This is a genomic window from Gilliamella sp. W8123, from assembly GCF_016101085.1.
GTDB classification, from domain to species: Bacteria; Pseudomonadota; Gammaproteobacteria; order Enterobacterales; family Orbaceae; genus Gilliamella; species Gilliamella apis.
In genome coordinates this window covers 1-24,434 of the sequence record NZ_JACFRE010000009.1, presented here as the reverse complement: position 1 = coordinate 24,434, position 24,434 = coordinate 1, and the positions used below count along the sequence as shown (strand labels likewise).

21 protein-coding genes and 1 tRNA gene are annotated in these 24,434 nt (G+C 36.4%); 16 read left to right on the top strand and 6 right to left on the bottom strand.

Annotated features, from left to right (window positions below):
• The first annotated feature begins 112 nt into the window (after positions 1–112).
• From H3T56_RS10525 to truB, 11 genes are all read left to right on the top strand, one after another.
• A complete protein-coding gene (locus tag H3T56_RS10525) occupies positions 113–1,675 on the top strand; it encodes an anthranilate synthase component 1 (RefSeq protein ID WP_086354077.1) in 1,563 nt (520 codons plus the stop codon).
• Positions 1,675–3,306: a bifunctional anthranilate synthase glutamate amidotransferase component TrpG/anthranilate phosphoribosyltransferase TrpD gene (gene trpD, locus H3T56_RS10520; RefSeq protein ID WP_198192945.1), complete on the top strand. Its 1,632-nt coding sequence runs from the start codon at positions 1,675–1,677 to the stop codon at positions 3,304–3,306. Before H3T56_RS10525 ends, trpD begins: the two co-directional genes overlap by 1 nt.
• A gap of 15 nt (positions 3,307–3,321) precedes the next feature.
• Positions 3,322–4,704, top strand: a complete 1,383-nt coding sequence (gene trpCF / locus H3T56_RS10515; RefSeq protein WP_199283298.1) for a bifunctional indole-3-glycerol-phosphate synthase TrpC/phosphoribosylanthranilate isomerase TrpF — start codon at positions 3,322–3,324, stop codon at positions 4,702–4,704.
• Between the two features lie 23 nt (positions 4,705–4,727).
• Positions 4,728–5,921 (top strand): tryptophan synthase subunit beta, encoded by a 1,194-nt coding sequence (trpB, locus tag H3T56_RS10510; RefSeq protein WP_065614087.1) that lies wholly within the window; start codon positions 4,728–4,730, stop codon positions 5,919–5,921.
• On the top strand, positions 5,918–6,724 hold the full coding sequence (trpA, locus tag H3T56_RS10505) for a tryptophan synthase subunit alpha (RefSeq protein ID WP_065578450.1): 807 nt from the start codon (positions 5,918–5,920) through the stop codon (positions 6,722–6,724). The genes trpB and trpA overlap by 4 nt, the downstream gene beginning before the upstream one ends.
• Before the next feature lie 217 nt (positions 6,725–6,941).
• A tRNA-Met gene (locus H3T56_RS10500) sits at positions 6,942–7,018 on the top strand.
• Between the two features lie 190 nt (positions 7,019–7,208).
• Positions 7,209–7,670, top strand: a complete 462-nt coding sequence (gene rimP, locus H3T56_RS10495; protein ID WP_065578449.1) for a ribosome maturation factor RimP — start codon at positions 7,209–7,211, stop codon at positions 7,668–7,670.
• A 16-nt stretch (positions 7,671–7,686) separates the two neighbouring features.
• On the top strand, positions 7,687–9,162 hold the full coding sequence (nusA, locus tag H3T56_RS10490) for a transcription termination factor NusA (RefSeq protein WP_198192943.1): 1,476 nt from the start codon (positions 7,687–7,689) through the stop codon (positions 9,160–9,162).
• Between the two features lie 17 nt (positions 9,163–9,179).
• Complete coding sequence (infB, locus tag H3T56_RS10485; protein WP_198192942.1) at positions 9,180–11,831, top strand: translation initiation factor IF-2; 2,652 nt, start codon at positions 9,180–9,182, stop codon at positions 11,829–11,831.
• A gap of 66 nt (positions 11,832–11,897) precedes the next feature.
• A complete protein-coding gene (rbfA, locus tag H3T56_RS10480) occupies positions 11,898–12,275 on the top strand; it encodes a 30S ribosome-binding factor RbfA (RefSeq protein ID WP_034882735.1) in 378 nt (125 codons plus the stop codon).
• Between the two features lie 66 nt (positions 12,276–12,341).
• Positions 12,342–13,244 (top strand): tRNA pseudouridine(55) synthase TruB, encoded by a 903-nt coding sequence (gene truB, locus H3T56_RS10475; RefSeq protein WP_065578446.1) that lies wholly within the window; start codon positions 12,342–12,344, stop codon positions 13,242–13,244.
• 30 nt (positions 13,245–13,274) lie between these two features.
• On the opposite strand, the gene H3T56_RS10470 is transcribed toward truB, so the two are convergent.
• Complete coding sequence (locus tag H3T56_RS10470; RefSeq protein WP_198192940.1) at positions 13,275–14,324, bottom strand: LacI family DNA-binding transcriptional regulator; 1,050 nt, start codon at positions 14,322–14,324, stop codon at positions 13,275–13,277.
• 177 nt (positions 14,325–14,501) lie between these two features.
• Between H3T56_RS10470 and H3T56_RS10465 the strand changes: the two genes are divergently transcribed.
• The 3 genes from H3T56_RS10465 to dnaB are packed head-to-tail and all read left to right on the top strand — an operon-like array spanning position 14,502 to position 17,761.
• Positions 14,502–15,509 (top strand): aspartate-semialdehyde dehydrogenase, encoded by a 1,008-nt coding sequence (locus tag H3T56_RS10465; protein WP_086356795.1) that lies wholly within the window; start codon positions 14,502–14,504, stop codon positions 15,507–15,509.
• Positions 15,496–16,287 carry a tRNA pseudouridine(38-40) synthase TruA gene (truA, locus tag H3T56_RS10460; protein WP_086360516.1) on the top strand — a complete coding sequence of 264 codons (792 nt, stop codon included), beginning with the start codon at positions 15,496–15,498 and terminating at the stop codon, positions 16,285–16,287. Before H3T56_RS10465 ends, truA begins: the two co-directional genes overlap by 14 nt.
• Before the next feature lie 49 nt (positions 16,288–16,336).
• Positions 16,337–17,761 carry a replicative DNA helicase gene (dnaB, locus tag H3T56_RS10455; RefSeq protein ID WP_232347777.1) on the top strand — a complete coding sequence of 475 codons (1,425 nt, stop codon included), beginning with the start codon at positions 16,337–16,339 and terminating at the stop codon, positions 17,759–17,761.
• 59 nt (positions 17,762–17,820) lie between these two features.
• Here the strand turns inward: dnaB and H3T56_RS10450 are convergent, their stop codons facing one another.
• The 4 genes from H3T56_RS10450 to H3T56_RS10435 are packed head-to-tail and all read right to left on the bottom strand — an operon-like array spanning position 17,821 to position 21,295.
• Complete coding sequence (locus H3T56_RS10450; protein ID WP_065578441.1) at positions 17,821–18,657, bottom strand: metal ABC transporter permease; 837 nt, start codon at positions 18,655–18,657, stop codon at positions 17,821–17,823.
• Positions 18,654–19,520 carry a metal ABC transporter permease gene (locus H3T56_RS10445; RefSeq protein WP_198192936.1) on the bottom strand — a complete coding sequence of 289 codons (867 nt, stop codon included), beginning with the start codon at positions 19,518–19,520 and terminating at the stop codon, positions 18,654–18,656. The genes H3T56_RS10450 and H3T56_RS10445 overlap by 4 nt, the downstream gene beginning before the upstream one ends.
• Positions 19,521–20,417 (bottom strand): manganese/iron ABC transporter ATP-binding protein, encoded by an 897-nt coding sequence (locus H3T56_RS10440; protein WP_198192935.1) that lies wholly within the window; start codon positions 20,415–20,417, stop codon positions 19,521–19,523.
• Complete coding sequence (locus H3T56_RS10435) at positions 20,417–21,295, bottom strand: metal ABC transporter substrate-binding protein (protein WP_370545550.1); 879 nt, start codon at positions 21,293–21,295, stop codon at positions 20,417–20,419. Before H3T56_RS10435 ends, H3T56_RS10440 begins: the two co-directional genes overlap by 1 nt.
• Before the next feature lie 378 nt (positions 21,296–21,673).
• On the opposite strand from H3T56_RS10435, the gene H3T56_RS10430 reads away from it, so the two are divergent.
• Positions 21,674–22,597: an L-lactate dehydrogenase gene (locus H3T56_RS10430; protein ID WP_065578437.1), complete on the top strand. Its 924-nt coding sequence runs from the start codon at positions 21,674–21,676 to the stop codon at positions 22,595–22,597.
• Between the two features lie 514 nt (positions 22,598–23,111).
• The gene (locus H3T56_RS10425) at positions 23,112–23,762 is read left to right on the top strand and encodes a hypothetical protein (protein WP_086361308.1); all 651 of its coding nucleotides are present in this window, start codon (positions 23,112–23,114) and stop codon (positions 23,760–23,762) included.
• A gap of 106 nt (positions 23,763–23,868) precedes the next feature.
• On the opposite strand, the gene H3T56_RS11805 is transcribed toward H3T56_RS10425, so the two are convergent.
• Positions 23,869–24,009, bottom strand: coding sequence for a CbrC family protein (locus H3T56_RS11805; RefSeq protein WP_199283300.1), 141 nt, complete (start codon positions 24,007–24,009; stop codon positions 23,869–23,871).
• Between the last annotated feature and the right edge of the window lie 425 nt (positions 24,010–24,434).

The following is a 24,434-nucleotide window of genomic DNA, read 5'->3' as shown; positions in this document are numbered from 1 at the left end:
GCGCATCACTTTTTGCGGGTGATGTGATGATGTCCTTTTTTCATAATACCCGCTCAGTGCGGGTTTTTTAGTTTTGCAAAGATAAAAATAATTTTATAAAAGAGAGTCAACAATGAATAAGCCTACATTAACACAGATAATTAAAACCATTGGTTATTATCAGGATCCGACTCAGGTATTTTATCAACTTTGTGATAACAAACCGGCAACATTGTTACTAGAATCAGCCGAAATTGATAACAAGCAAGGTATTAAAAGTGTAATGATAGTTGATAGCGCTTTGACTATTTCTGCACTCAATAACCAAGTCACTTTTCAAGCTTTAACCAGTAACGGACAAAAATTATTACCTTTATTACAACAAGCTTTTCCTGATAATGTTGCTAAAACACAATTAGATGAAAATAATCTTAAATTAGTTTTTCCGGCTATTGATAATTTGCAAGATGAAGATTCACGCTTAAAGTCATTATCAATTTTTGATGCACTAAGAACATTATTAAACATCGTTAATATCCCACAACAAGCGAGTTCTGATGCAGTGTTTGTCGGTGGTTTATTTGCTTATGATCTTGTTGCTGGCTTTGAGGATTTACCTCTGTTACCAACCGAACAACGTTGCCAAGACTTTCGCTTTTATTTAGCTGAAACATTACTGGAAATTAATCATAAAGATCGTGTTTCATTGTTAAAAGCTACGGCATTTACTTCTTGTCCTGATGAGACAAAACGCTTGAATCAACGCTTAATTGAGTTGCACAGTAAACTTAATCAACCGATGAAAGCGATTAAGACTCAATCTTTAGCAGAAATAAATGTTTCATGTAATAAGAGTGATGATGATTTCAATACCATAGTTAAAAAAATGCAGGATGCTATCCAACAAGGTGAAATTTTCCAAGCCGTTCCTTCAAGACGTTTTTCATTACCATGCCCTGAACCATTATCTGCTTACCAAGTGTTAAAAAATACCAATCCAAGTCCATATATGTTTTATATGCAAGATAGCGATTTTGTTCTGTTTGGTGCATCACCGGAAAGTGCCCTTAAATATAACAAAACCAATAATCAAGTTGAAATTTACCCTATTGCTGGTACTCGACCTCGTGGTTTATCCGCAAGTGGTGAGATTGATTATGATTTGGATAGCCGACTAGAACTTGAAATGCGCACTGATAAAAAAGAGTTGGCTGAACACTTAATGCTAGTTGATTTAGCCCGTAATGATTTAGCTCGTATTTGCCAGCCGGGCACTCGTTATACTAAAGAGTTATTAAAAGTTGACCGTTATTCGTGTGTTATGCACCTTGTTTCAAGAATAGTTGGCCAGTTACGGACTGATCTTGATGCACTACATGCTTATCAAGCAACAATGAATATGGGAACACTAACTGGTGCACCCAAAGTAAGAGCAATGCAACTAATTGCTGAATCGGAAAAAATAAAACGTGGTAGTTATGGTGGAGCAGTGGGGTATTTAACCGCTAGTGGTGATTTGGATACCTGTATTGTTATCCGTAGTGCCTATGTGGAAGACGGTATTGCTACGGTGCAAGCAGGTGGTGGGGTGGTTTTAGACTCAGAACCTCAATCAGAATCGGACGAATCACGTAACAAAGCTCGTGCTGTTGTTCGCGCGATTATGGCAGCACATAATGTAGAAGGTGTATTCTAATGGCTAATATCTTATTTATTGATAATGTTGATTCGTTTACTTATAACTTAGTTGATCAGTTACGTCATAATCAACATAAAGTGACGATTTACCGTAATACTATTCCGGCGGATGTGATTATCGAAAAATTATCACATATGCAAAATCCTATCTTAATGTTATCGCCAGGTCCAGGTACGCCAAGCGAAGCTGGTTCAATGCCTGAATTACTAAAACGTTTAAAAGGGAAATTACCGATTATTGGTATCTGCTTAGGCCATCAAGCGATTGTCGAATCTTATGGTGGTATGATTGTGCCAGCTGGTGATATTTTGCATGGTAAAGCCTCATTAATTGAACATGATGGTCAAGCTATGTTTAAAGGTTTACCCAATCCATTACCGGTAGCGCGCTATCACTCATTAAAAGGTGAAAATATTCCAAAAACACTAACCGTTAATGCCATGTGTAATAATATCGTTATGGCGGTACGTAATGATGAAGATCGGGTTTGTGGTTTTCAATTTCATCCTGAATCGATTTTAACCATTCAAGGGGTAAAATTATTAGAGCAAACCATTGAATGGGCACTTAATCCAGTCCAAAAACAACCACAGGCAAGACAAGAGGCAATTGTCGATAAGCAAGAATACAATATTCAACCGATTTTAAATAAATTGTACTTAGGACAAGTATTGTCACAAGAAGAAAGCAAAATACTATTTAACTTAATTATTCAAGGTAAGATTGAACCAACAGTTCTGGCAACCGCGATTATAAGTATGAAAGTGCGAGGTGAACAACCAGATGAAATCGCCGGTGCGGCGCAAGCCTTACTTGAAAATGCCGATGCTTTTGAAGTTCCTGATTATGATTTTACCGATATTGTTGGTACAGGTGGTGATGGCACGAATAGTATTAATATATCAACAGCTAGTGCTTTTGTTACTGCGGCCTTAGGGTATAAAGTCGCTAAACATGGTAACCGAGGGGTATCAAGTAAATCAGGATCCTCCGATGTACTATCTGCTTTAGGTATCAAATTAAATATGTCAGCGGAAGCCTCACGTAAAGCGCTTGATGAATTAGGGGTATGTTTCTTATTTGCTCAACAATATCATTCCGGTTTCCGTCATGCTGCGCCAGTTCGTCAACAATTAAAAACACGCACAATTTTTAATGTGCTAGGACCGTTGATAAATCCATCACGACCAAAACGTATTTTACTCGGTGTTTATCACCCTGATTTGATAAAACCGATTGCAGAAACATTAAAAATGTTGAACTATACCCATGCTTATGTGGTACACGGTGCCGGTATGGATGAAGTCGCGATTCATGGCGAAACCCAAGTTGCAGAAGTAAAAAACGGCGAAATTCGCTATTTCACCCTGACACCACAAGATTTTGGTTTACAACAATACACCTTAAAAGATATTGAAGGTGGTACGCCGGAAATGAATCGCGATTTATTGCTAGCGATTTTACAAGGACAGGGTAAACCCGCCCATGAAGCAGCGATTGCCGCAAATGTGGCGATGTTGATCAGTCTATTTGGTGAGTCAGATTTAAAACTAAATGCCCAACGCGCAATTGAATTGATGCATAGTGGCAAAGCCTATGAGCTATTACAGAAGTTAGCAGCAAGATAATAAGTGGAGAATAAAATGGCAATTGCAGCATTAACCGAAAATGTTGAAATGGCAACAGTGTTAAAAAAGATTATTGCAGATAAACAACTATGGCTGGCTGAACAGCAAGCTAAAAATCCACTGGCTAACTTTAAAAGCAAAGTGGTACCGAGTGATCGTGATTTTTACCAAGCGTTAACACAACCGAAGACGGTATTTATCTTAGAGTGTAAAAAAGCATCGCCATCAAAAGGTTTAATTCGTGATGATTTTGATCCGGCAACGATTGCTAAAGTTTATAAAGATTATGCTTCAGCGATTTCAGTTTTAACTGATGAAAAATATTTTCAAGGTCGGTTTGAATTTTTGCCTATGGTACGTAATGAAGTTACTCAACCGGTACTTTGCAAAGATTTTATTATCGATGAATATCAAATTTACTTAGCGCGATATTATCAGGCGGATGCTATCTTATTAATGTTATCAGTGGTAAATGATGATGAGTATCGCCATCTTAGCCAAATTGCTCATCAACTTAAAATGGGAGTTTTAACTGAAGCAAGTACGGAACAAGAAGTTGAACGAGCCATTAATCTTGGCGCCAAAGTTATTGGTATTAATAATCGTAACCTTCGTGACCTGTCAGTAGATTTAAATCGAGTAAAAACATTATCTAAATCTATTCCTGATGATCGAATTATTATCAGTGAATCGGGTATTTACACTCATAATCAAGTTAAAGATCTTAGCCATTATGCTAACGGTTTTTTAATTGGTAGCGCGTTAATGTCTGAGTCAAATCTAAATCTAGCTATTCGTAAGGTGATGCTAGGAGAAAATAAAGTCTGTGCTTTAACCAGAGCGCAGGATGCTATCACCGTTTATCAAGCGGGAGCGGTTTATGGTGGATTAATTTTTGTGGCAAATTCACCAAGATATATCACAGTAACTAAGGCACGTAGTGTTATCGCAGCAGCTCCGCTCAATTGGGTCGGTGTATTTAAAAATAGTGATATTGAAGATGTTTGTGATATAGCTAAACAACTGTCACTTTATGCGGTGCAATTACATGGTCATGAGGATGATAATTATATTCAAACACTTCGCCAAAAATTGCCAGCAGCCTGTCAAATTTGGAAAGCATTAAGTATTAGTGATAGTATTCCGAACCATGATAATCCATTAGTCTCTCGTTATATATTTGATAATGGCGCCGGTGGATCAGGTAAAAGTTTTAATTGGTCGCTGTTACGTGGCAAAGATTTAAGTAACGTCATTTTAGCTGGTGGTATTAATCCACAAAATGTAAGTGAAGCACTCGCTACTGATGTTATTGGTGTTGACCTTAACTCGGGTGTTGAAGTTTCACCCGGAATTAAAGATAAACAAAAAATTACAGCAGTATTTGAACAAATTTAACTAATTATATTGAAGGAATGGTTATGTCTAAATTAAATCCTTATTTTGGCGAGTTTGGCGGTCAATATGTACCGCAAATATTAATGCCAGTACTAGAACAACTTGAGGATGCTTTTATATCGGCGATACACGATCCGAGTTTTCAAAAAGAATTTAATGACCTTTTGGTGAACTATGCAGGTCGCCCGACCGCATTAACATTGTGTAAAAATCTTACTGCAGGTACCAAAACAAAACTATATTTAAAACGAGAAGATTTAGTTCATGGTGGAGCCCATAAAACTAACCAAGTCCTAGGCCAAGCATTACTAGCTAAAAGAATGGGTAAAACCGAAATTATTGCCGAAACTGGTGCTGGTCAGCACGGTGTCGCTTCAGCATTAGCTTGCGCATTATTAGGTTTAAAATGCCGAATCTACATGGGTGCAAAAGATGTTCAACGCCAAGCTCCAAATGTATTTAGAATGCGATTAATGGGGGCTACCGTCATTCCAGTTGAAACGGGTTCCGCCACGTTAAAAGATGCTTGTAATGAAGCATTACGTGATTGGTCTGGTAGTTATGAAACCGCACACTATATGTTAGGTACAGCTGCTGGACCTCATCCATTTCCGACCATTGTGCGTGAATTTCAACAAATGATTAGTCGTGAAGCAAAACAACAAATTATGGAAAAAGAAGGGCGTTTGCCTGATGCAGTAATCGCCTGTGTTGGCGGTGGTTCAAACGCAATTGGTATGTTTGCTAATTTTATTGATGATAAATCAGTTAGATTAATTGGTGTAGAGCCAGGTGGGCATGGTATTGAAAGTGGTGAACATGGTGCATCGTTAAAACATGGTAAACTCGGTATCTACTTTGGTATGAAAACACCAATGATGCAAACGGATGAAGGGCAAATTGAAGAGTCTTATTCGATTTCTGCTGGTCTTGATTTTCCGGCAGTAGGACCACAACATGCATATTTAGATAGTATTGGTCGAGCGGAATATGTCTCTGCTACTGATGATGAGGCGCTTGAAGCCTTCAAAGCATTATCTCGTAGTGAAGGCATTATTCCTGCATTAGAGTCATCGCATGCATTAGCTTATGCACTGAAAATGATTAAAGAAAATCCAAACAAAGAACAACTATTAATTGTTAATTTATCTGGTCGTGGTGATAAAGATATCTTTACGGTTTATGATGTATTAAAAGCAAAAGGAGAAATAGAATGAGTCGTTATCAAAAACTGTTTGATCGTTTAACAGTCGAAAAACGTGGTGCATTTGTTCCTTTTGTTCCGGTTGGTGACCCAAACCCACAACTTTCAAGTCAAATTATTCAAACTATGATTGATGCTGGGGCTGATGCGTTAGAATTAGGCATTCCTTTTTCTGATCCAATGGCGGATGGACCAACAATTCAAAATGCTAATATTCGTGCTTTTAATGGTGGTATAACCGTTGAAAAATGCTTCGAAATCTTAACTAACATTCGAACTAGTAATCCAGATATTCCTATTGGATTATTAATCTATGCCAATTTAGTATTTAAAAATGGTATTGATAACTTTTATGATAAATGCGCCAAAGCTGGTGTTGATTCTGTATTAGTTGCTGATTTACCTGTTGAGTATGCGGAAGAATTTACTGGTGCCGCCGAACAACATGGCATAGCTCCGATATTTATCTGTCCACCTAATGCTGATGATGAGGTGATAACAAATATTGCTAAGCATGGTAAAGGTTATACTTATTTAGTCTCACGAGCTGGGGTAACTGGTACGGAAAATCGAGCTAATAAACCACTTACACATTTACTCGAAAAATTGACAGAGTTTAAAGCACCGCCTGCGATTCAAGGATTTGGTATTTCAGAACCGGCTCAGGTCAGTGAAGCAATTAAAGCTGGTGCTGCCGGTGCAATTGCAGGATCGGCAACGGTCAAAATTATTGAAAATAACCTTAATAATCCAGCGAAAATGTTGAGCGAACTAGCTAGTTTCGTTAAAACGATGAAAGCTGCAACGCAAAAATAATAATAGCAAAACTATCCGCTGATTATTCAGCGGAATTTATTACTTGAAAAAACAATAATTGTACTTATATTAACCTTAACTTGAGATTAATTGTAATTAGTTGCGACACAAAATCATAGCAATTTAGTTTTCAATAACTTTAAGGTCTTTTTGTTAATTATGCTATGATTTTCGGTTGCAATTTTTACAAAAGACAGTATAATCTTCAGCCATCTATCGCGGGGTGGAGCAGCTTGGTAGCTCGTCGGGCTCATAACCCGAAGGTCGTTGGTTCAAATCCAGCCCCCGCAACCACTTAAATTTTCATTCATATTAATCTATCCCATTTTTATTGTCTGAAAGTTCGAATCAAGTGGCTTCATTATATTAAATTTTAAATGTAGCCTCGCTTGTCGGGGTTTTTTTATATGTTATGATTTAAACGCAAGTTTAAAAGGAATGTTGGGCTTTATGCCCTTTTTTATTTTCTGCAGTGGAGGTTTGTTTGGCTAATTTAGAACAGCAATTGACCGATATCATTCAAGAACCAGTTAATGCACTTGGTTTTGAGCTAGTTGGTATTGAATATATTCGTGGTCGTTATCCCGTTTTACGCGTATATATTGATAGTGAAAATGGTATTACCGTTGATGATTGTGCTGATGTTAGTCGACAAATTAGTGCGGTACTTGATGTTGAAGACCCTATTACAGATGCCTACAATCTTGAAGTTTCATCTCCAGGTATGGATAGGCCTTTGTTTACGCTTGAACACTATCAACGTTTTGTTGGTGAAGAAGTCATCGTCAGTTTGCGTATTCCGGTTGCCAATCGCCGCAAGTGGAAAGGACAGATTAAATCCATTGAGAATGAAATGATTACGTTTAATGTAGATGGAAATGATGAAGTGTTTGCTTTTAGTAATATTCAAAAAGCAAACATTGTACCAAATTTTAACCTTAAATAGAGTACAGGTGTAAAGGATGAATAAAGAAATTTTAGCTGTTGTTGAAGCAGTATCTAATGAAAAAGCTCTTACCCGAGATAAGATTTTCGAAGCGTTAGAAACCGCATTAGCGACAGCCACTAAAAAGAAACATACTGTTGATATCGATGTTATTGTAAAAATCGATCATAAAACTGGCGATTATGATACGTTTCGTCGTTGGTTAGTAGTGAATGAAGTCACTCAACCCACTAAAGAAATAACCCTTGAAGCAGCACAGTTTGAAGATCCTGATGTAAAATTAGGTGATTATGTAGAAGAACAAATTGAGTCAGTCGCGTTTGACCGTATTACAACCCAAACCGCTAAACAAGTTATTGTGCAAAAAGTACGTGAAGCTGAGCGTGCAATGGTAATTGACATGTTTAGAAACCGTATCGGTGATATCGTGACTGGTATTGTTAAAAAGACCAATCGTGATAGTGTTATCCTTGATTTAGGTAATAACGCTGATGCAATGATGTCTCGCCATGATATGTTACCTCGTGAAAATTTCCGAATTGGTGATCGTGTACGTGGTATTTTATATCTTGTTGAACAAGATAATAAACCAGCACAACTTTGTGTTAGTCGTTCAAATCCACAAATGATGGAAGAGTTATTCCGCATTGAAGTGCCGGAAATCGGTGAAGAGATGATAGACATTAAAGGTGTATCTCGTGATCCTGGTTCCCGTGCTAAAATTGCGGTTAGCAGTAATGACCGTCGTATTGATCCTGTTGGTGCTTGTGTTGGTATGCGAGGCGCACGTGTTCAAGCGGTTTCAAATGAATTTGGTGGTGAGCGTATCGATATCGTTCTTTGGGATGATAATCCTGCACAATATGTTATCAATGCTATGGCGCCAGCCGATGTTGTGTCAATCGTGGTTGATGAAGATAAACACACTATGGATGTCGCAGTTAATGCTGAAACATTACCACAAGCTATTGGTCGTAACGGACAAAATATTCGTTTAGCATCACAACTTACTGGTTGGACGTTAAATGTCATGAGCACAGAAGATTTGCAAGAAAAACATCAAGCTGAATCTTTTGCAGCAATTAATAATCTAATGAAACATTTAGATATTGAAGAAGATCTTGCCCAGCTTTTAGTTGAAGAAGGTTTTACTTCATTAGAAGAACTAGCTTATGTACCAGTTGAAGAGTTATTAGAAATTGATGAACTTGATGAAGAGCTGGTTGAAGCATTAAGAAATCGAGCAAAAGATGCATTAACAACTATTGCTCTTGCGCATAGTGGTGATAAACGACCTGCTCAAGATTTATTAGAACTACCAGGTATGACACAAGAATTAGCCTATCAATTAGCACAACGAGATGTAGTAACTTTAGAAGATTTAGCTGAACAAGGTACAGATGATCTTGCGGATATTGAAGGCTTAACAAGCACACAAGCTGGCGATTTTATTATGGCTGCCCGTAATATTTGTTGGTTTGCAAATGAATAATTGAGGGAAAGTAATACATGACCAAAGTATCAATCGAAACACTGGCTCAAGAGATAAAAACTCCAGTGGAAACGCTTTTGCAACAGTTTGCTGATGCTGGTATTAAAAAAACTGCATCGGATTCTGTTACCCAAAAGGAAAAAGAAGCTTTGCTTGCGCATTTAAATCCTCAGCAAGGCCCAACAAAATTAACGCTACAACGTAAAACACATTCAACATTGAATGTGTCTAGCGGTGGAGGTAAGAGTAAAGAAATCAAAGTTGAAGTTCGTAAAAAACGAACTATTGTTAAACAAGATCCCGCTGAGTTAGAAAAAGCACGTCTTGAAGCGGAACAAAAAGCCAAACAAGAAGCTGAGTTAAAAGCGCGTAAAAAAGTCGAAGAAAAGGCAAAATTAGCTGCTGAAGAACAAAAGAAACGTGAAGAAGCAGAAGCTAAAAAGCGTAGTCAAGAACAAAAAGCTAAAGCTGCTCAAGAACAAGCAGCTGATCCAAAAGTGAAAAAAGCACAGGAAGAAAAAGCACGTTTAGAAGCTGAAGCTAACGAAATTAAACGTAAAGCTGAAGAAGAAAACCGCCGTAAACTTGAAGAAGAAGCTAAACGTATGGCGGAAGAAGCGCGCAAACTTGCTGAACAATATAACGAAACAGAAGAAACCAATAATAACAGTGATGATGAAGATTATCACGTAACTACCTCTAAATATGCTCGTGCGGCTGAAGATGATACCGATCGTGAAGTCGAAGGTGGTCGAGGTCGTGGTCGTGGTACTAAACAGACTAAACAGAAAAAAGCTAGCAAATTATCTGAAGGTAAAGCTGAACGTGAAGAAGCTCGAGCTGTAACTCGTGGTAACCACAAGAAAAAAGGCAAAAGTACTTTACAACAAGGTTTTAACAAACCAGTTCAGGCTGTTAACCGAGATGTAATTATTGGTGAAACCATCACTGTTGCCGAGCTAGCCAACAAAATGGCTGTAAAAGGCTCAGAAGTTATCAAAACCATGATGAAAATGGGGGCAATGGCAACTATTAATCAGGTTATTGACCAAGAAACAGCACAATTGGTAGCTGAAGAAATGGGACACAAAGTGGTACTTCGTCGTGAAAACGAACTTGAAGAATCACTAATGAGCGACCGTGATACAGGTGCTGAAAAAGTATCACGCGCTCCAGTTGTGACTATCATGGGACACGTTGACCATGGTAAAACATCACTTCTTGACTATATTCGTAAAGCGAAAGTTGCTTCAGGTGAAGCCGGTGGTATTACTCAGCATATTGGTGCTTACCATGTTAAAACCTCAAGTGGTGAAATCACTTTCTTAGATACTCCTGGCCATGCTGCATTTACTTCAATGCGTGCTCGTGGTGCTAAAGCAACGGATATCGTGGTACTTGTTGTTGCTGCTGATGATGGTGTAATGCCACAAACAATTGAAGCTATTCAGCATGCTAAAGCTGCGAATGTGCCAATCGTTGTTGCTGTAAATAAGATTGATAAACCAGAAGCCGATCCTGAGCGCGTGAAAGGTGAACTGGCTCAATATGGCGTTATGTCAGAAGATTGGGGTGGTGATACTCAGTTTGTTCATGTTTCAGCTAAAGCAGGTACAGGTATCGACCAACTACTTGAAGCGATCTTATTACAAGCTGAAGTACTTGAATTAACTGCCTACGAAACTGGAATGGCAAGCGGTGTTGTTATTGAGTCATTCCTTGATAAAGGTCGTGGTTCAGTGGCAACTGTGTTGGTTCAATCAGGTACTTTACGTAAAGGCGATATTGTACTGTGTGGTTTCGAATATGGCCGTATTCGTGCGATGCGTAACGAATTAGGTAAAGAAGTGACCGAAGCCGGTCCTTCAATTCCGGTAGAGATTTTAGGTCTTTCTGGTGTACCGTCAGCCGGTGATGAAGCGACAGTTGTTCGTGATGAAAAGAAAGCTCGTGAAGTAGCCCTATATCGTCAAGGTAAATTCCGTGATGTTAAACTAGCTCGTCAACAGAAAGCTAAACTTGAAAACATGTTTACTAACATGACGGAAGGTGATGTATCTGAACTTAATATTGTCCTTAAAGCTGACGTACAAGGTTCTGTTGAAGCAATTTCTGATTCATTACTTAAACTATCTACTGATGAAGTTAAAGTTAAAATCATTGGTTCAGGTGTAGGTGGTATTACTGAAACTGACGCATCACTTGCTGCAGCATCTAATGCAATCATTTTAGGTTTTAACGTTCGTGCTGATGCATCTGCGCGTAAAGTTGTCGAAGCAGAAAACTTAGATCTCCGTTACTATTCGGTTATTTATGACCTAATTGATGAAGTTAAACAAGCAATGAGCGGTATGCTTGCCCCAGAATATAAGCAAGAAATTATTGGCCTTGCTGAAGTACGTGATGTATTTAAATCACCTAAATTTGGTGCAATCGCTGGTTGTATGGTAACTGAAGGTGTAGTTAAACGTCATAATCCAATTCGTGTATTGCGTGATAACGTGGTTATCTATGAAGGCGAACTTGAATCACTACGTCGCTTCAAAGATGACGTTAACGAAGTTCGTAACGGTATGGAATGTGGTATTGGTGTTCGTAACTATAACGATGTTCGTGTAGGTGATACTATCGAAGTCTTTGAAACTGTCGAAATCAAACGTACTATTTAATTAATACGTTAACATGTTATAAGCAAGGTTTTAACCTTGCTTATTCACATTTTAAGGAAAATAGATATGGCAAAAGCATTTAATCGATCATCTCGAGTTGGACATGAATTACAAAAAGAGATTGCGATTATTTTACAGCGTGAAATCAAAGATCCACGCTTAGGCATGGTGACTGTTTCTGGTGTAGATATTTCACGTGATCTCTCTTATGCCAAAGTATTTGTCACTTTTTTAAATGATGATGATCCACAAGTTATTGAACAAGGATTGAATGTCTTAAATGATGCAAAAGGATATATTCGAACGTTGATCGGTAAAGCCATGCGTTTACGAATTATTCCTGAAATTAAATTCTTTTATGATGAATCGCTTGTCAAAGGTATGCAGATGTCTAGTTTAGTCTCTGATGTGATTAAGCAAGACAACGAACGTCATAAAGATTAATAATTAAAAGCACTCAATTTTTGTAAAAAATATTGAGGAGTGTTATCCGTTTCAATTTAAATATCTATGATGAATATAAAGAAAATTCGCCGTGATGTTCACGGCGTTTTGTTATTAGACAAACCACAAGGCATGACATCAAATGATGCCTTACAAAAAGTGAAAAGACTATTTAATGCTAAAAAGGCAGGTCATACTGGTGCTCTCGATCCTTTAGCAACCGGAATGCTACCGATTTGTTTTGGCGAAGCAACTAAATTTTCACAATACTTATTAGATTCTGACAAGCGTTATCGAGTAATTGCTAAATTGGGTGAGCGCACAGACACATCTGATGCTGATGGACAAATAATCTGTACTAAACCTGTTGATGTTACTCAACTTCAAATAGAGCAAGCATTAACTCATTTTCGCGGTGATATTTTACAAGTTCCAACCATGTTTTCGGCTTTAAAATATCAAGGTAAGCCGCTTTATGAATATGCTCGTCAAGGTATTGTCATTGAGCGAGAAGCCAGACCGATCACGGTTTACGAAAACCAGTTTATTCAATACGATTCGGCTAAACAGGAATTAACGTTAGAGATCCATTGTTCAAAAGGGACTTATATCCGTACTATCATTGATGATTTAGGTGAGTTACTAGGTTGTGGAGCTCATGTGATTTATTTAAGACGTTTGCAAGTGTCAAATTATCCAATCGATAAAATGATTAGCTTGGATGAATTACAAAATATTACTGATAAAACACAATTACTCATGCCGGTAGATAGTCCATTACAAGATAGCCCGAAAGTGCAATTGAATGATAGCCAAGGTAGCGATATCTTATTAGGTAGAACAATTAAATTAGCTGACAGTGTAGCAGTAGAAACTTTAGTTAGAATATATCAAGATCAACAATTTATTGGTGCTGGTATTCAACTATTGGATAAATTGTCACCTAAAAGATTGATTTCAACTTCTTAATTTTTTTTATTACCTTTCATTAACAGAAGATTAGTTAATAAAAAAAGCTTTAGTTTCAATAATATGGCATCGTGCTAACGATGTCATATTTTGTTTAAGTAAATCACAAAGTAAGTGTACTGATTTATTGCCCATTTCATAGAGTGGTTTGTTAATTCTATTCAATTTATCCAAATCATTATATTGATATTCATTGCTATGGCTAATATAAGCAATTGACATTGATTTTAACTGATTTGATTGGCTTTTATTGACTTGATGTAAGGCTCCAAATAGAGAACGATAACAAGATAAATAATTTTGTGCATGATAGCTATCTGAATCGAAGAAGGACAAACTGCTTAAATCTTCAAAAATAATAGCTGTTGGTGGTTTATTACTATTTAATAAGGTTTTAATTGCATCTCGTCCATGTTCATAAGTTAAACAGCCTTGAATGATATAGTCGGAATCAATTGGTAAATTATATCGTTGAAAGGATTGTTGATAACCTTGGAGGAAAAAAGATGAGTTAATACTTTTATCGCTATTAACAAAAATAGCGATCCGTTGGTTACCTTTTTTAATTAACTGTTGCGTTGTTTTAAAACCAATTGTGAGATGATCAAAATAGACACAAGAAAAATTATGTTTGTAATGATTTACAAATACCATTGGCGGTAATGATTTTTTATAACTATATAGATTCTCTAAATAAGGTGCTTGATTAATTATTAAAATACCAATAAAGCGATTTTGAGTAATGTAATGAACCAAATGATAAATATCACTATCGTCTTGGTAAGAAAATTGTAGATAGCAAAATTGTAATTTGACTGCATATAAAGCTTGTTCAATACCGTAATTGATTAAACTTTTTGAAATGAGTTGATTATCAATAATTAATATTCTATTACTGGTATGATCTAGTTGGTAGTCTTTCAAGTTTTCTGACAGATCAACATTTAAGGCTTTCATTGCTTGATAAACAACAGATTGGGTTTGTGACGATGTCATATTAGGTGTTCTTAGTACTCTAGATACAGATGCCACTGAGACCTTAGCTTTTTTCGCAATCGCTGATAATGTAATTTTTGCCATAATTCTTACTGAAACCGAACAAGAGATATAATTACTTTAACGAAGAACAGCGAAATTGTAATTAGCTAATATCTATTTTTTCGAGCAAGATTCCAAAGTTAGAAAACATCTTTTTGCGAAATATTTGGCAATATAGTGGTATAATTGCCACTAAATTTTTTAATTCGGGTTTATCATATGTCTGCATGGAATATTGCCATTGTTGGTGCGACAGGACAAGTGGGTTCTGCGCTAATTGAGTTATTAAATAACTCAAAAACTATTGAAATTGAAAATCTCTATTTAGTCGGTAGCGACAACAGCGCCGGTGAAGTTGTGCGCTTTGCGGGTAAAAATTTAACGGTAATTGATAGTGAGCAGATGGATTGGAGCCAATGCCATTTTGCTTTTTTTGTTGCCGGCAGTAAAACCAGCGAAAAATATGCTCAAACAGCCGCACAAGCAGGTTGTATTGTTATCGATGCTAGTGGCTTTTTTGCTGATCAAGATCATATTCCATTAATTGTACCGAAAGTAAATAACAGTGTACTAACCGAATATCGCAATGAAAACATCATTGCTGTAGCTAGCCCAACGGTATCTCAATTATTGCGCTGCGTGGCGTCATTAGCTGATATCCAGTTGTTAACTAATCTACACGTAAGTAGCTTTATTCCATCATCACTATATGGCAAACCCGGTGTTGACGAACTTGCTGGGCAAAGTGCTCGGTTACTAAATGGTATGCCTGTTGATAATCAATTGTTTGACAATCAACTTGCTTTTAACTTATTACCTGTTTCCCATGAGTCTGACCACCTAAGTTTAGGTGAACACTCACAAATTAATCAAATCCGTAAAGTGATAAGCAATTATGATTTACCTATCTCTATTGAATCAGTTATTGTTCCGGTATTTTATGGATTGGCTCAAGCGGTTAATGTTTCAAGCAGTTTACCAATTGAATTAGATATGGCTCGTTTTGATGAATTTGGCGTTGAAGTAAAAAGTGAAGATTTACCAACACCGGTAACCGAAGTAAATACTGATGCTGAAAGTAATCTGACGATCAAACTCGCTAATTTACGACACAGCTATGGTAATTATGAGCAAATCCAATTTTGGTCAGTGGCGGATAATGTCCGTTATTTAGGTGGTTTAATGTTAATCGAGACGTTAGAGATCTTAATTAATGACTACCTGTAAGATTGCCTTAGGTATCGAATATGATGGTAGCGGTTATTTTGGTTGGCAACGTCAACAACATGTTGATTCAGTACAACAAAGATTAGAATCGGCTTTGTCAGTAATCGCTAATGAACCTATCGCGGTATTTTGCGCTGGGAGAACTGATGCCGGAGTTCATGCAACAGGGCAAGTCATTCATTTTGAAACCACTGCTCAGCGTGCTGAAGGAGCATGGACAATGGGTGTCAATTCCCATCTTCCTGACAATATCGCTGTACGCTGGGCAAAAAGTGTTGATGATAGTTTTCATGCTAGATTTAGCGCAACAGCTCGCCGTTATCGATATGTGATTTATAACCACCGTTATCGTCCGGCTATTTTAGCTAAAGGGGTATCACACTATTATCTGCCATTAAATGAACAACTCATGCATCAAGCAGCACAATATTTATTAGGTGAAAATGACTTTTCATCGTTTAGAGCGGCGCAGTGTCAATCACGGACACCTTGGCGTAATATTCATCATATTGCAGTTACAAGACAGGGCGAATATGTTATTGTCGATATTAAAGCCAATGCCTTTGTTCACCATATGGTGCGTAATATTGTCGGGAGTTTGCTAGAGGTTGGCGCAGGCAATCAACCACCGCAATGGATCGAAGCTTTATTAGCGGCAAAAGATCGTACCCAAGCAGCAGCAACGGCAAAACCTGAAGGATTATATTTAGTTCAGGTGGATTATCCATTAGAATATCAACTTCCTAATTGCGCTTTAGGCCCATTATTTATACAGTAAGCTAATTAGTTATAGGTTAAATGAATTTAAAAATACAAAGATGAATGCAATGAAAAATGATGAAACAAGTTCGAATAAAGAACTGAAAAATCAAGACGCAAAAAAATCAAATTTGCAAAATATAAAGTTGCCTCCTCATTCTATTGAGGCAGAACAAGCTGTGCTTGGTAGCCTAATGTTGGATAATCAACGTTGGGATGTTGTCGCAGAAATGATTACTGACCGTGATTTTTATTCTCGTCATCATCAATTAATATTTTCAGAAATGCATACCTTAGTCAGTCGTGGTACTCCGATTGATTTAATTACACTTTCTGAAAGTTTAGAAAGTAAGGATTTACTGATCGATGTTGGTGGATTTGCGTATTTAGCTGAACTTTCTAAAAATACTCCTAGTGCGATTAATGTGGTTGCGTATACCGATATTATTCGTCAACAAGCTATATTGCGTGAATTGATTAGTGCTTCAAATGAAATAGCCGACAACTGTTACTCAACTGAAGGTCGAGATAGTACGGAAATTTTAGACTTAGCTGAAAGCAAAATTTTCCAAATTGCCGAAAGTCGTACCAAGCAAGGTGAAGGGCCTAAAAATATTACCGATGTGCTTGAAGCTACGGTAGCAAAAATTGAAGAGCTATTCCAGCGCCCACATGATGGGGTGACTGGAGTATCGACAGGCTTCCTTGACCTAGACAAGAAAACAGCAGGTTTACAACGTTCAGATTTAATCATTATTGCGGCTCGTCCATCAATGGGTAAAACGACATTTGCCATGAATCTCTGTGAAAATGCCGCTATGATGCAAGAAAAACCAGTTCTTATTTTTAGTCTTGAGATGCCGTCAGAGCAAATTATGATGCGTATGTTAGCATCTCTATCACGTGTCGACCAAACTCGTATTCGGACAGGTCAACTACAAGATGATGACTGGGCTAGAATATCGAGCACTATGGGCTTACTGCTTGAGAAGAAAAATATCTATATCGATGACTCCTCAGGATTAACACCGATGGAGTTGCGTTCACGGGCACGACGAATCTATCGTGAACATAAAGGATTAAGTATGATCATGGTCGATTATTTACAGCTTATGCGTGTACCTAATATTTCTGAAAACCGAACACTTGAGATCGCCGAAATTTCACGCTCATTAAAAGCCTTAGCAAAAGAATTGCAAATCCCAGTTGTTGCACTTTCGCAGCTTAACCGTAGCTTAGAGCAACGCGCCGATAAACGACCTGTTAACTCTGACTTACGTGAATCAGGCTCTATTGAACAAGATGCTGACGTGATTATGTTTATCTATCGTGATGAAGTCTATAATGAAGCGTCGGAACATAAAGGTATTGCCGAAATCATCTTAGGTAAACAGCGTAATGGTCCAATAGGTAAAGTGAGATTAAAATTCCAAGGTCAATTTTCAAGATTTGATAATTATGCTGATGCCGGTAAATATTTAGATGATGAATAATAAACTCAACTAAATAACTAGTGTAAATGTGAAAAAACATAACATTTACACTAGCTCAATTAACGTTTTATCTTATGGTTAGCATAGACTCGATAAAACTGAGCCATAACAAAGATAAACGCCTGTAAAATCACAATACAAGCACTGGTTGAGGCATCTAGATGAAAACTGATTAATGTACCGGTTACCGTCGAAAAAGCTGATACAATCACCGCAATCACTAACATCTTTTCAAAACGTTTGGTTAACAAAAATGCAGTAATACCTGGGGCAATTAGCATTGCAATAACTAAGATAACACCTGCCGCTTTAAGTGATCCAACAATGGTTAGCGCCAAAATACTTAATAAACCGTAATGCAATAATTTAACTGGTAAACCAACCACTTTGGCTTGTACGGCATCAAAGCAGTACAACATTAAATCGCGGCGCTTAACAATCACTATAACCGAAACAATGCCCGCAATAGTAATAATCTGTATTAATTCTTGATAACTAGTACCTAATACGCTACCAAATAGAATATGGTTTAAATGTTGGGATGTTTCTACTTTAGAAAATAACACCAAGCCAAAAGCAAACATTCCCGAAAAAACAATACCCATCACGGTATCTTCTTTAATTCGACTGTTTTCCTTAATATAACCGGTGGCGACAGAACAAAATAATCCTGAAGCAAACGCACCTATCATTAGGGGGATTCCAATTAAATAAGCGAGTACAATACCAGGTAATACTGCATGAGAAATAGCATCCCCCATTAATGACCAGCCTTTTAATACTAAAAAACATGACAGCAAAGCACAAACAATCCCCGTAGCTAAGGCGGCCAGAATAGCACGTTGAACAAAAGGAATTGTTAGGGGATGATAAATAAGCTCCCATAATATAGTCATACTGCTCCCCCTTTAATACGTCTTGCTTGCTTAATTCGACGACGGTTTGAAATCAATCCTTGTCTTGGCGCAAAGAAGAAAGCAGTCAAAAAGATTAAGGTTTGCAGTGTCACAATTACGCCACCGGTTTCACCATTTAAAAAATAACTTATCCAAGCGCCAATTGCACTAGTTGATGCACCAATAACCACTGAAATAATTAATAACCTTGTAAACCTATTCGTGAGTAAGTAAGCGGTTGCTCCTGGCGTTACCACCATCGCAATGACTAATATTGCTCCCACAGTTTGCAGAGCTGCAACCGTACAAGCACTTAAAATAGTGAAGAATAAAATCTTTAATGGTAAAGGTTTTAAACCAATAGAGCGTGCATGTGTTTCATCAAAAAACACCACTAACAGATCTTTCCAGAATAAGAGTAATAAAATAAATGAAACCAGAATTATGATTTGCACTTGTCTCATATCACTATCATCAATTCCCAAAATATTCCCAAAAATAATGGTTTGGGCATTAATTGAGGTTGGATTTAATGAGATGATTAAAAGGCCAATAGCAAAAAAGGTTGAAAAGATAAAACCTATAATTGCATCTTCTTTTAAACGAGTAAAAGCACGGACAATGATTATTGATAAGGCAGCCAACAATCCTGTAAAAAACGCCCCAACCGAATAAGGATAGCCGATCGCATAGGCACCAGCCACACCTGGTACTACAGAGTGGGAAAGAGCATCACCCATTAAAGACCAGCCTTTTAACATCAAAAACGCCGATAAAAATGCACAAGCGGCGCCAACTATACTACTTACCCAAATAGCTTTTAACATAAAGCCATAGGTAAAAGGTTCTAGAAGTAGTTCCATTTAGTTTTGCCCTTTAGGTTCAATTATCGTTGGTTCGACTAATAAATCCTGATGAGATGAACTATCAATACCTTCACCGTAAAATACAGCAGCACGTTCGTCATCAGTTAAAATCGACATCTTGCGAGGATCTTCATCCTCATGCAATTGTTCACCTGATAAGCTTAAATAACGTAGAGCACCACCAAAAGTTGTCATCAAATTTTGTGGTGTAAAGGTGGTTTTTGTTTCGCCAAAAGCTAATACGGTTTGGTTAATTAACACCACTTGATCACAAAATTCAGGGACACTACCTAAATTGTGGGTAGAAACCAAAATTAAATGGCCTTCATCACGAAGATCTTTAAGCAGATCGATAATGGCATTTTCTGTTTTAACATCAACGCCAGTAAATGGCTCGTCTAACAACAATACCTTACCTTGCTGAGCCAAAGCTCTTGCTAAAAAAACACGTTTTTTTTGACCACCAGAAAGCTGACCAATCTGGCGGTGTTTAAAATCCAACATATTGACTCGGTCTAGTGCTAAATCGACCTGTCTCTTGTCTTCTTTACTCGGTATTCGTAAAAAAGACATATGACCATAACGTCCCATCATCACCACATCAGAAACTAAAACCGGAAAATCCCAATCGACTTCCTCAGTTTGTGGAACATAGGCAATAATATTTTGCTTCAATGCTTGTTTTACCGAAATATTATTAAAAGTCACTTGTCCTTTAGTTGGTTTTATCATGCCCATAATGCTTTTAAATAGTGTTGATTTACCACTACCATTAACGCCAACCAGCGCACAGATTGTGCCACCATTTAAGCGAAAGCTTGCATCATGAATTGCGGTGTGACCGTTATTATAAGTCACGGTAATATCATCAACATTTAAGCAAATTTGAGTCATTATTTTTCAAATCCTTTAGCGATTGTTTCAACAGTCACTTTTAACAAATCAATATAAGTTGGTACTGGGCCATCTTGAGTTGAAAGCGAATCAACATATAACACACCACCGTATTTAGCACCGGTTTCTTTACTGACTTGTTTAGCTGGTTTATCTGAAATGGTGCTTTCACTAAATAAGACCGGAATATTATTCGCTCGAACTAGATCAATAAGGCTTTTAACTTGTTTGGGCGTGCCTTGTTGCTCGGCATTAATTGGCCATAAGTAAGCTTCTTTAAGATTATAATCACGCGCTAAATAACTGAATGCCCCTTCACTAGTCACTAACCAACGTTGTGATTCTGGAATTTTTGCTAAACGCTCACGAAGTGGGGCATCTAGCGCTTTAATTTTAGCTACATAATCTGCGGCATTCTTATTATAGATTTCGGCATTTTTAGGATCATATTTAACAAAAGCGGTTCGAATATTTTCAATATAGGTTAAAGCTAAGGTTGGTGACATCCAAGCATGTGGATTTGGGTTACCTTTATAACTGCCTTCTTGAATTGGCATTGGATCGATTCCTTCTGTAACTACAACTGAAGGTACATCTTTAATATCCTCAAAAAAACGTTTAAACCAAAGTTCCAAGTTTAAACCATTCCAAAGCACTAAATCAGCAGAAAGAGCTTTAGTAATATCTTTTGGGGTAGGATCGTATTCATGAATTTCGGCTCCTACCTTAGTAATGGATTCAACAATTGCAGCATCACCGGCAACGTTTTGGGCAATATCTTGAATGACGGTAAATGTGGTAACCACTTTAAATTTCTTTTCATCAGCCGATGCTGAATTAGCTAAGCCAGTTAAAACTAACAATGATGTTAATATCATGTTTAATAATGTTCTGCGGCTTTTAAAAAAATTAAATTTCATTAGCGAATCCTTATTAAATACTACCTTTTCAAGCTAGATTGAAATATAAAAATAAGTTATAGATAAAATTAGTTAGAAATGAATGAAATCCTTTTCTAAATAAACTCCTAATAACAAAACTATAATATTTAAATGCTAATGAGAATTATTATCACTTAATTAATGAAAGTCAAATTATTTTTATAACTAATTCGATTAATGTTAAATAAAGATACAAAAAAAGCGTAGATAGATACATCTATTAGATTGATAGCTAATGTAGTGTTAAACTTAGTGATAATTGTAATATCTGACAATAAAGTTCAATTACAACTTAAAAAACTAACGAGGTTAAACATGAAACTACGTAAAGTGATGATTATTGGTGTAGGTAATGTTGGTTCAACTACAGCTTATACATTGGTCAATCGTGGATTTTGTGAAGAAATTGCACTGGTTGATCTTAATAAGGATTTAGCTTACGGTCATGGTCAGGATTTGTTAGATGCTGCCGCCTATCGACAAAATATGATTAAAGTCAGTTTGCGTGAATCGACGGACTGTGCAGATATTGATATTGCCGTTATTACTGTTACCTCCGGATTAGCGCAAAAAAGTAGAGCTGAAGAACTTACTGGTACTTCTAAAATTATGTCTAATCTTATTCCTAGTATGATGAAAAGTGGCTTTAAAGGAATATTTTTAATTGCTACTAATCCGTGTGATGCGATTACTTATCAAGTTTGGAAGTTATCTGGTTTACCTCGTCATAGAGTTATTGGTACTGGTGTTTGGCTTGATACCGTGCGTTTACGACGCCTATTGGGAGAACAGATGGATATTGGTCCACAAAGTATTGATGCATTTATTGTTGGCGAACATGGTGATTCGCAGTTTCCAGTTTGGTCACACTCATCGGTTTATGGTATCAATCTCAATGATTTAGAAAGTAAAAAAATCGATTTTAATGATATTGGACTAAAAGCTAAAAACAAAGGCTTTGAAATTGTCAAATATAAGCATTGTACTGAATATGGTATAGCTAGCACTATTGCAGAGATCTGCCAACATATTTTTACCAATAGTCACCGAGCATTAGCACTTAGTTGTGTATTAGATGGTGAGTATGGTTATAAAGATTTAGCAATAGGCGTACCGGCAATCTTAGATCAACATGGTATTAAGAAAGTTATTGAACTTGATTTTAATGACAACGAAAAAAAATTATTCACCAATAGTGTCGATATTGTGAAAGGATACATTGATCATATTAATTTGTAATTGTTAAAAATTTTGATTATAAGGGCGTTTTCAGACTTATTATCAGTTATTGATTACGCCCAACGTTACTATAATACAAATTATTTAATTAAATTTTTAAATGAAATATTAAATATACGATTTATATTCTTTATTAAGGTAAACGTCCGTTGATATTTAGTATTTAAAATTTTGTAAACTTGATTCAATTGAACAATCACCTTCGCAATATCCTCAGTAGATAATCCTTATTATTACATTCTAATTTTTATTATTTCAACAGAATTAATTGAAGTTGGTGAATAGTTTTGATTTGCATATTTTTCAATTAATAATATTATTTTTATAACTATCATATAATTAAATACTGATTACACAATTATTACCAAAAAAGTGGTTATTTGCCTATTTGATTGGAATCATTATTATGTAATATATCGTTATATATTTTAGTTATAATTTTAACTTTAATTATTAGCAATTAAATCTAATTCAATTACCTTAATGAGATTGTTTTAATAAAAGGAATTAATACATGAAAAAAGTACTTATCTCTATAATGTCGGTGGTGTTATTAACTGGCTGTAAAGTCGAATTGACTCCAACCGTAAATTTAAGTGATATAAATAGTGAAACAGTGAAAACTATTTCATCAAAATTAATTGTAGAAGTGACCGCGTGTGCTGATTATAAAGATTCTCGTAATGAATCATCCAGCTTAATCGAAGCTAAAAAGGGGATAACCGAAGTATTTGGTGATGCCAAATATATTGAATGTTATAGAGAAAAAATGGATTCAAAAGCATTATTTGAAATTCCTATCACTGTTGGTGGTAAAGAATTAACTGGTGATATCCAATTAGCTAATGCCGATTTTGGTGGAGGTATGGTGTTAAAAATGTCACCAACCTTAAAAACTAAAATTGACAAAGTCAGTAAGTCTGGAATGTCTAAAATACAGCCATCAGTAACAATAAAACTCAAAAATGATACTAGCGAAAATGTTGATATTGTTGCTCATGCATCATATCTAAACGATAAGCCAATGACTGTATCGACTTATACACTGTTAGCAGGAAAAGAAACTATCTTCAAATTATCTGATGTTTCAGTGTCATCTGCATTTGATAACGGTGTTTCAATTATTTATGAAGATTTAAATAATAGAATGAAATTAGAAAAATAAGAACCTAACCAAATAAAAAAAATGAAGTGACCCCCAATAGTTGGACAACCAATTACTGGGGGTCACTTCAATATGAGGTTTTTTTATTCTATAAATATTAATCAAATCAGTTTAGCAAACTCATCACTTGTTGTTGCCAAGATATATAATTTGGTGTTCTATATAACACTTCATCAAGTTTATCCTTAGGTATAACTTCGACACTTATATAATCATTGAATGAACCAGCAAATTTTTGCGTTTCTATACCATTAACTCTTTAATAATACATTGAGAAAATATAGTGTTAACTAAAAAATTGATTCGCCCCCTGTAGGGTAATTAACATGATCTTACTTTCAATCATACACGGTAGTGTATATAATATCGTCTATCATCATTCATCGATTGATTAATTAACTAATTTTGTTAGTTTATGTGATGATCTCATAATGATTGCCATAACTTCAGCGCAAGTTGCTCGTTACTAGTGCCGAATTAGTGATGGACTCTTATCAATATGAGGGGGTATGTACAATTAAATTAATGCTGACTTTAACAGTGTTTACCATTATTGGGCTTCTGTTTGTTCCAAAAACGAAAAGCTTTTTATAAACCTGTTTTATGGCGCTATCAATTGACATACTCAATAGACGTTTGGATTTATGTACCACTTCCTAGTGTCTAATTTTC

Bases quoted from the DNA above. Each gene is read 5' to 3' on its own strand.
- H3T56_RS10445 (WP_198192936.1), bottom strand. From the start codon at position 19,520: ATGGAACTACTTCTAGAACCTTTTACCTATGGCTTTATGTTAAAAGCT.
- rbfA (WP_034882735.1), top strand. From the start codon at position 11,898: ATGGCAAAAGCATTTAATCGATCATCTCGAGTTGGACATGAATTACAA.
- trpB (WP_065614087.1), top strand. From the start codon at position 4,728: ATGTCTAAATTAAATCCTTATTTTGGCGAGTTTGGCGGTCAATATGTA.
- truA (WP_086360516.1), top strand. From the start codon at position 15,496: ATGACTACCTGTAAGATTGCCTTAGGTATCGAATATGATGGTAGCGGT.
- trpA (WP_065578450.1), top strand. From the start codon at position 5,918: ATGAGTCGTTATCAAAAACTGTTTGATCGTTTAACAGTCGAAAAACGT.
- H3T56_RS10440 (WP_198192935.1), bottom strand. From the start codon at position 20,417: ATGACTCAAATTTGCTTAAATGTTGATGATATTACCGTGACTTATAAT.
- H3T56_RS10435 (WP_370545550.1), bottom strand. From the start codon at position 21,295: ATGATATTAACATCATTGTTAGTTTTAACTGGCTTAGCTAATTCAGCA.
- H3T56_RS10430 (WP_065578437.1), top strand. From the start codon at position 21,674: ATGAAACTACGTAAAGTGATGATTATTGGTGTAGGTAATGTTGGTTCA.
- nusA (WP_198192943.1), top strand. From the start codon at position 7,687: ATGAATAAAGAAATTTTAGCTGTTGTTGAAGCAGTATCTAATGAAAAA.
- H3T56_RS10450 (WP_065578441.1), bottom strand. From the start codon at position 18,657: ATGACTATATTATGGGAGCTTATTTATCATCCCCTAACAATTCCTTTT.
- H3T56_RS10525 (WP_086354077.1), top strand. From the start codon at position 113: ATGAATAAGCCTACATTAACACAGATAATTAAAACCATTGGTTATTAT.
- dnaB (WP_232347777.1), top strand. From the start codon at position 16,337: ATGAAAAATGATGAAACAAGTTCGAATAAAGAACTGAAAAATCAAGAC.
- H3T56_RS10465 (WP_086356795.1), top strand. From the start codon at position 14,502: ATGTCTGCATGGAATATTGCCATTGTTGGTGCGACAGGACAAGTGGGT.
- infB (WP_198192942.1), top strand. From the start codon at position 9,180: ATGACCAAAGTATCAATCGAAACACTGGCTCAAGAGATAAAAACTCCA.
- H3T56_RS10470 (WP_198192940.1), bottom strand. From the start codon at position 14,324: ATGGCAAAAATTACATTATCAGCGATTGCGAAAAAAGCTAAGGTCTCA.
- trpCF (WP_199283298.1), top strand. From the start codon at position 3,322: ATGGCAATTGCAGCATTAACCGAAAATGTTGAAATGGCAACAGTGTTA.
- truB (WP_065578446.1), top strand. From the start codon at position 12,342: ATGATGAATATAAAGAAAATTCGCCGTGATGTTCACGGCGTTTTGTTA.
- H3T56_RS10425 (WP_086361308.1), top strand. From the start codon at position 23,112: ATGAAAAAAGTACTTATCTCTATAATGTCGGTGGTGTTATTAACTGGC.
- trpD (WP_198192945.1), top strand. From the start codon at position 1,675: ATGGCTAATATCTTATTTATTGATAATGTTGATTCGTTTACTTATAAC.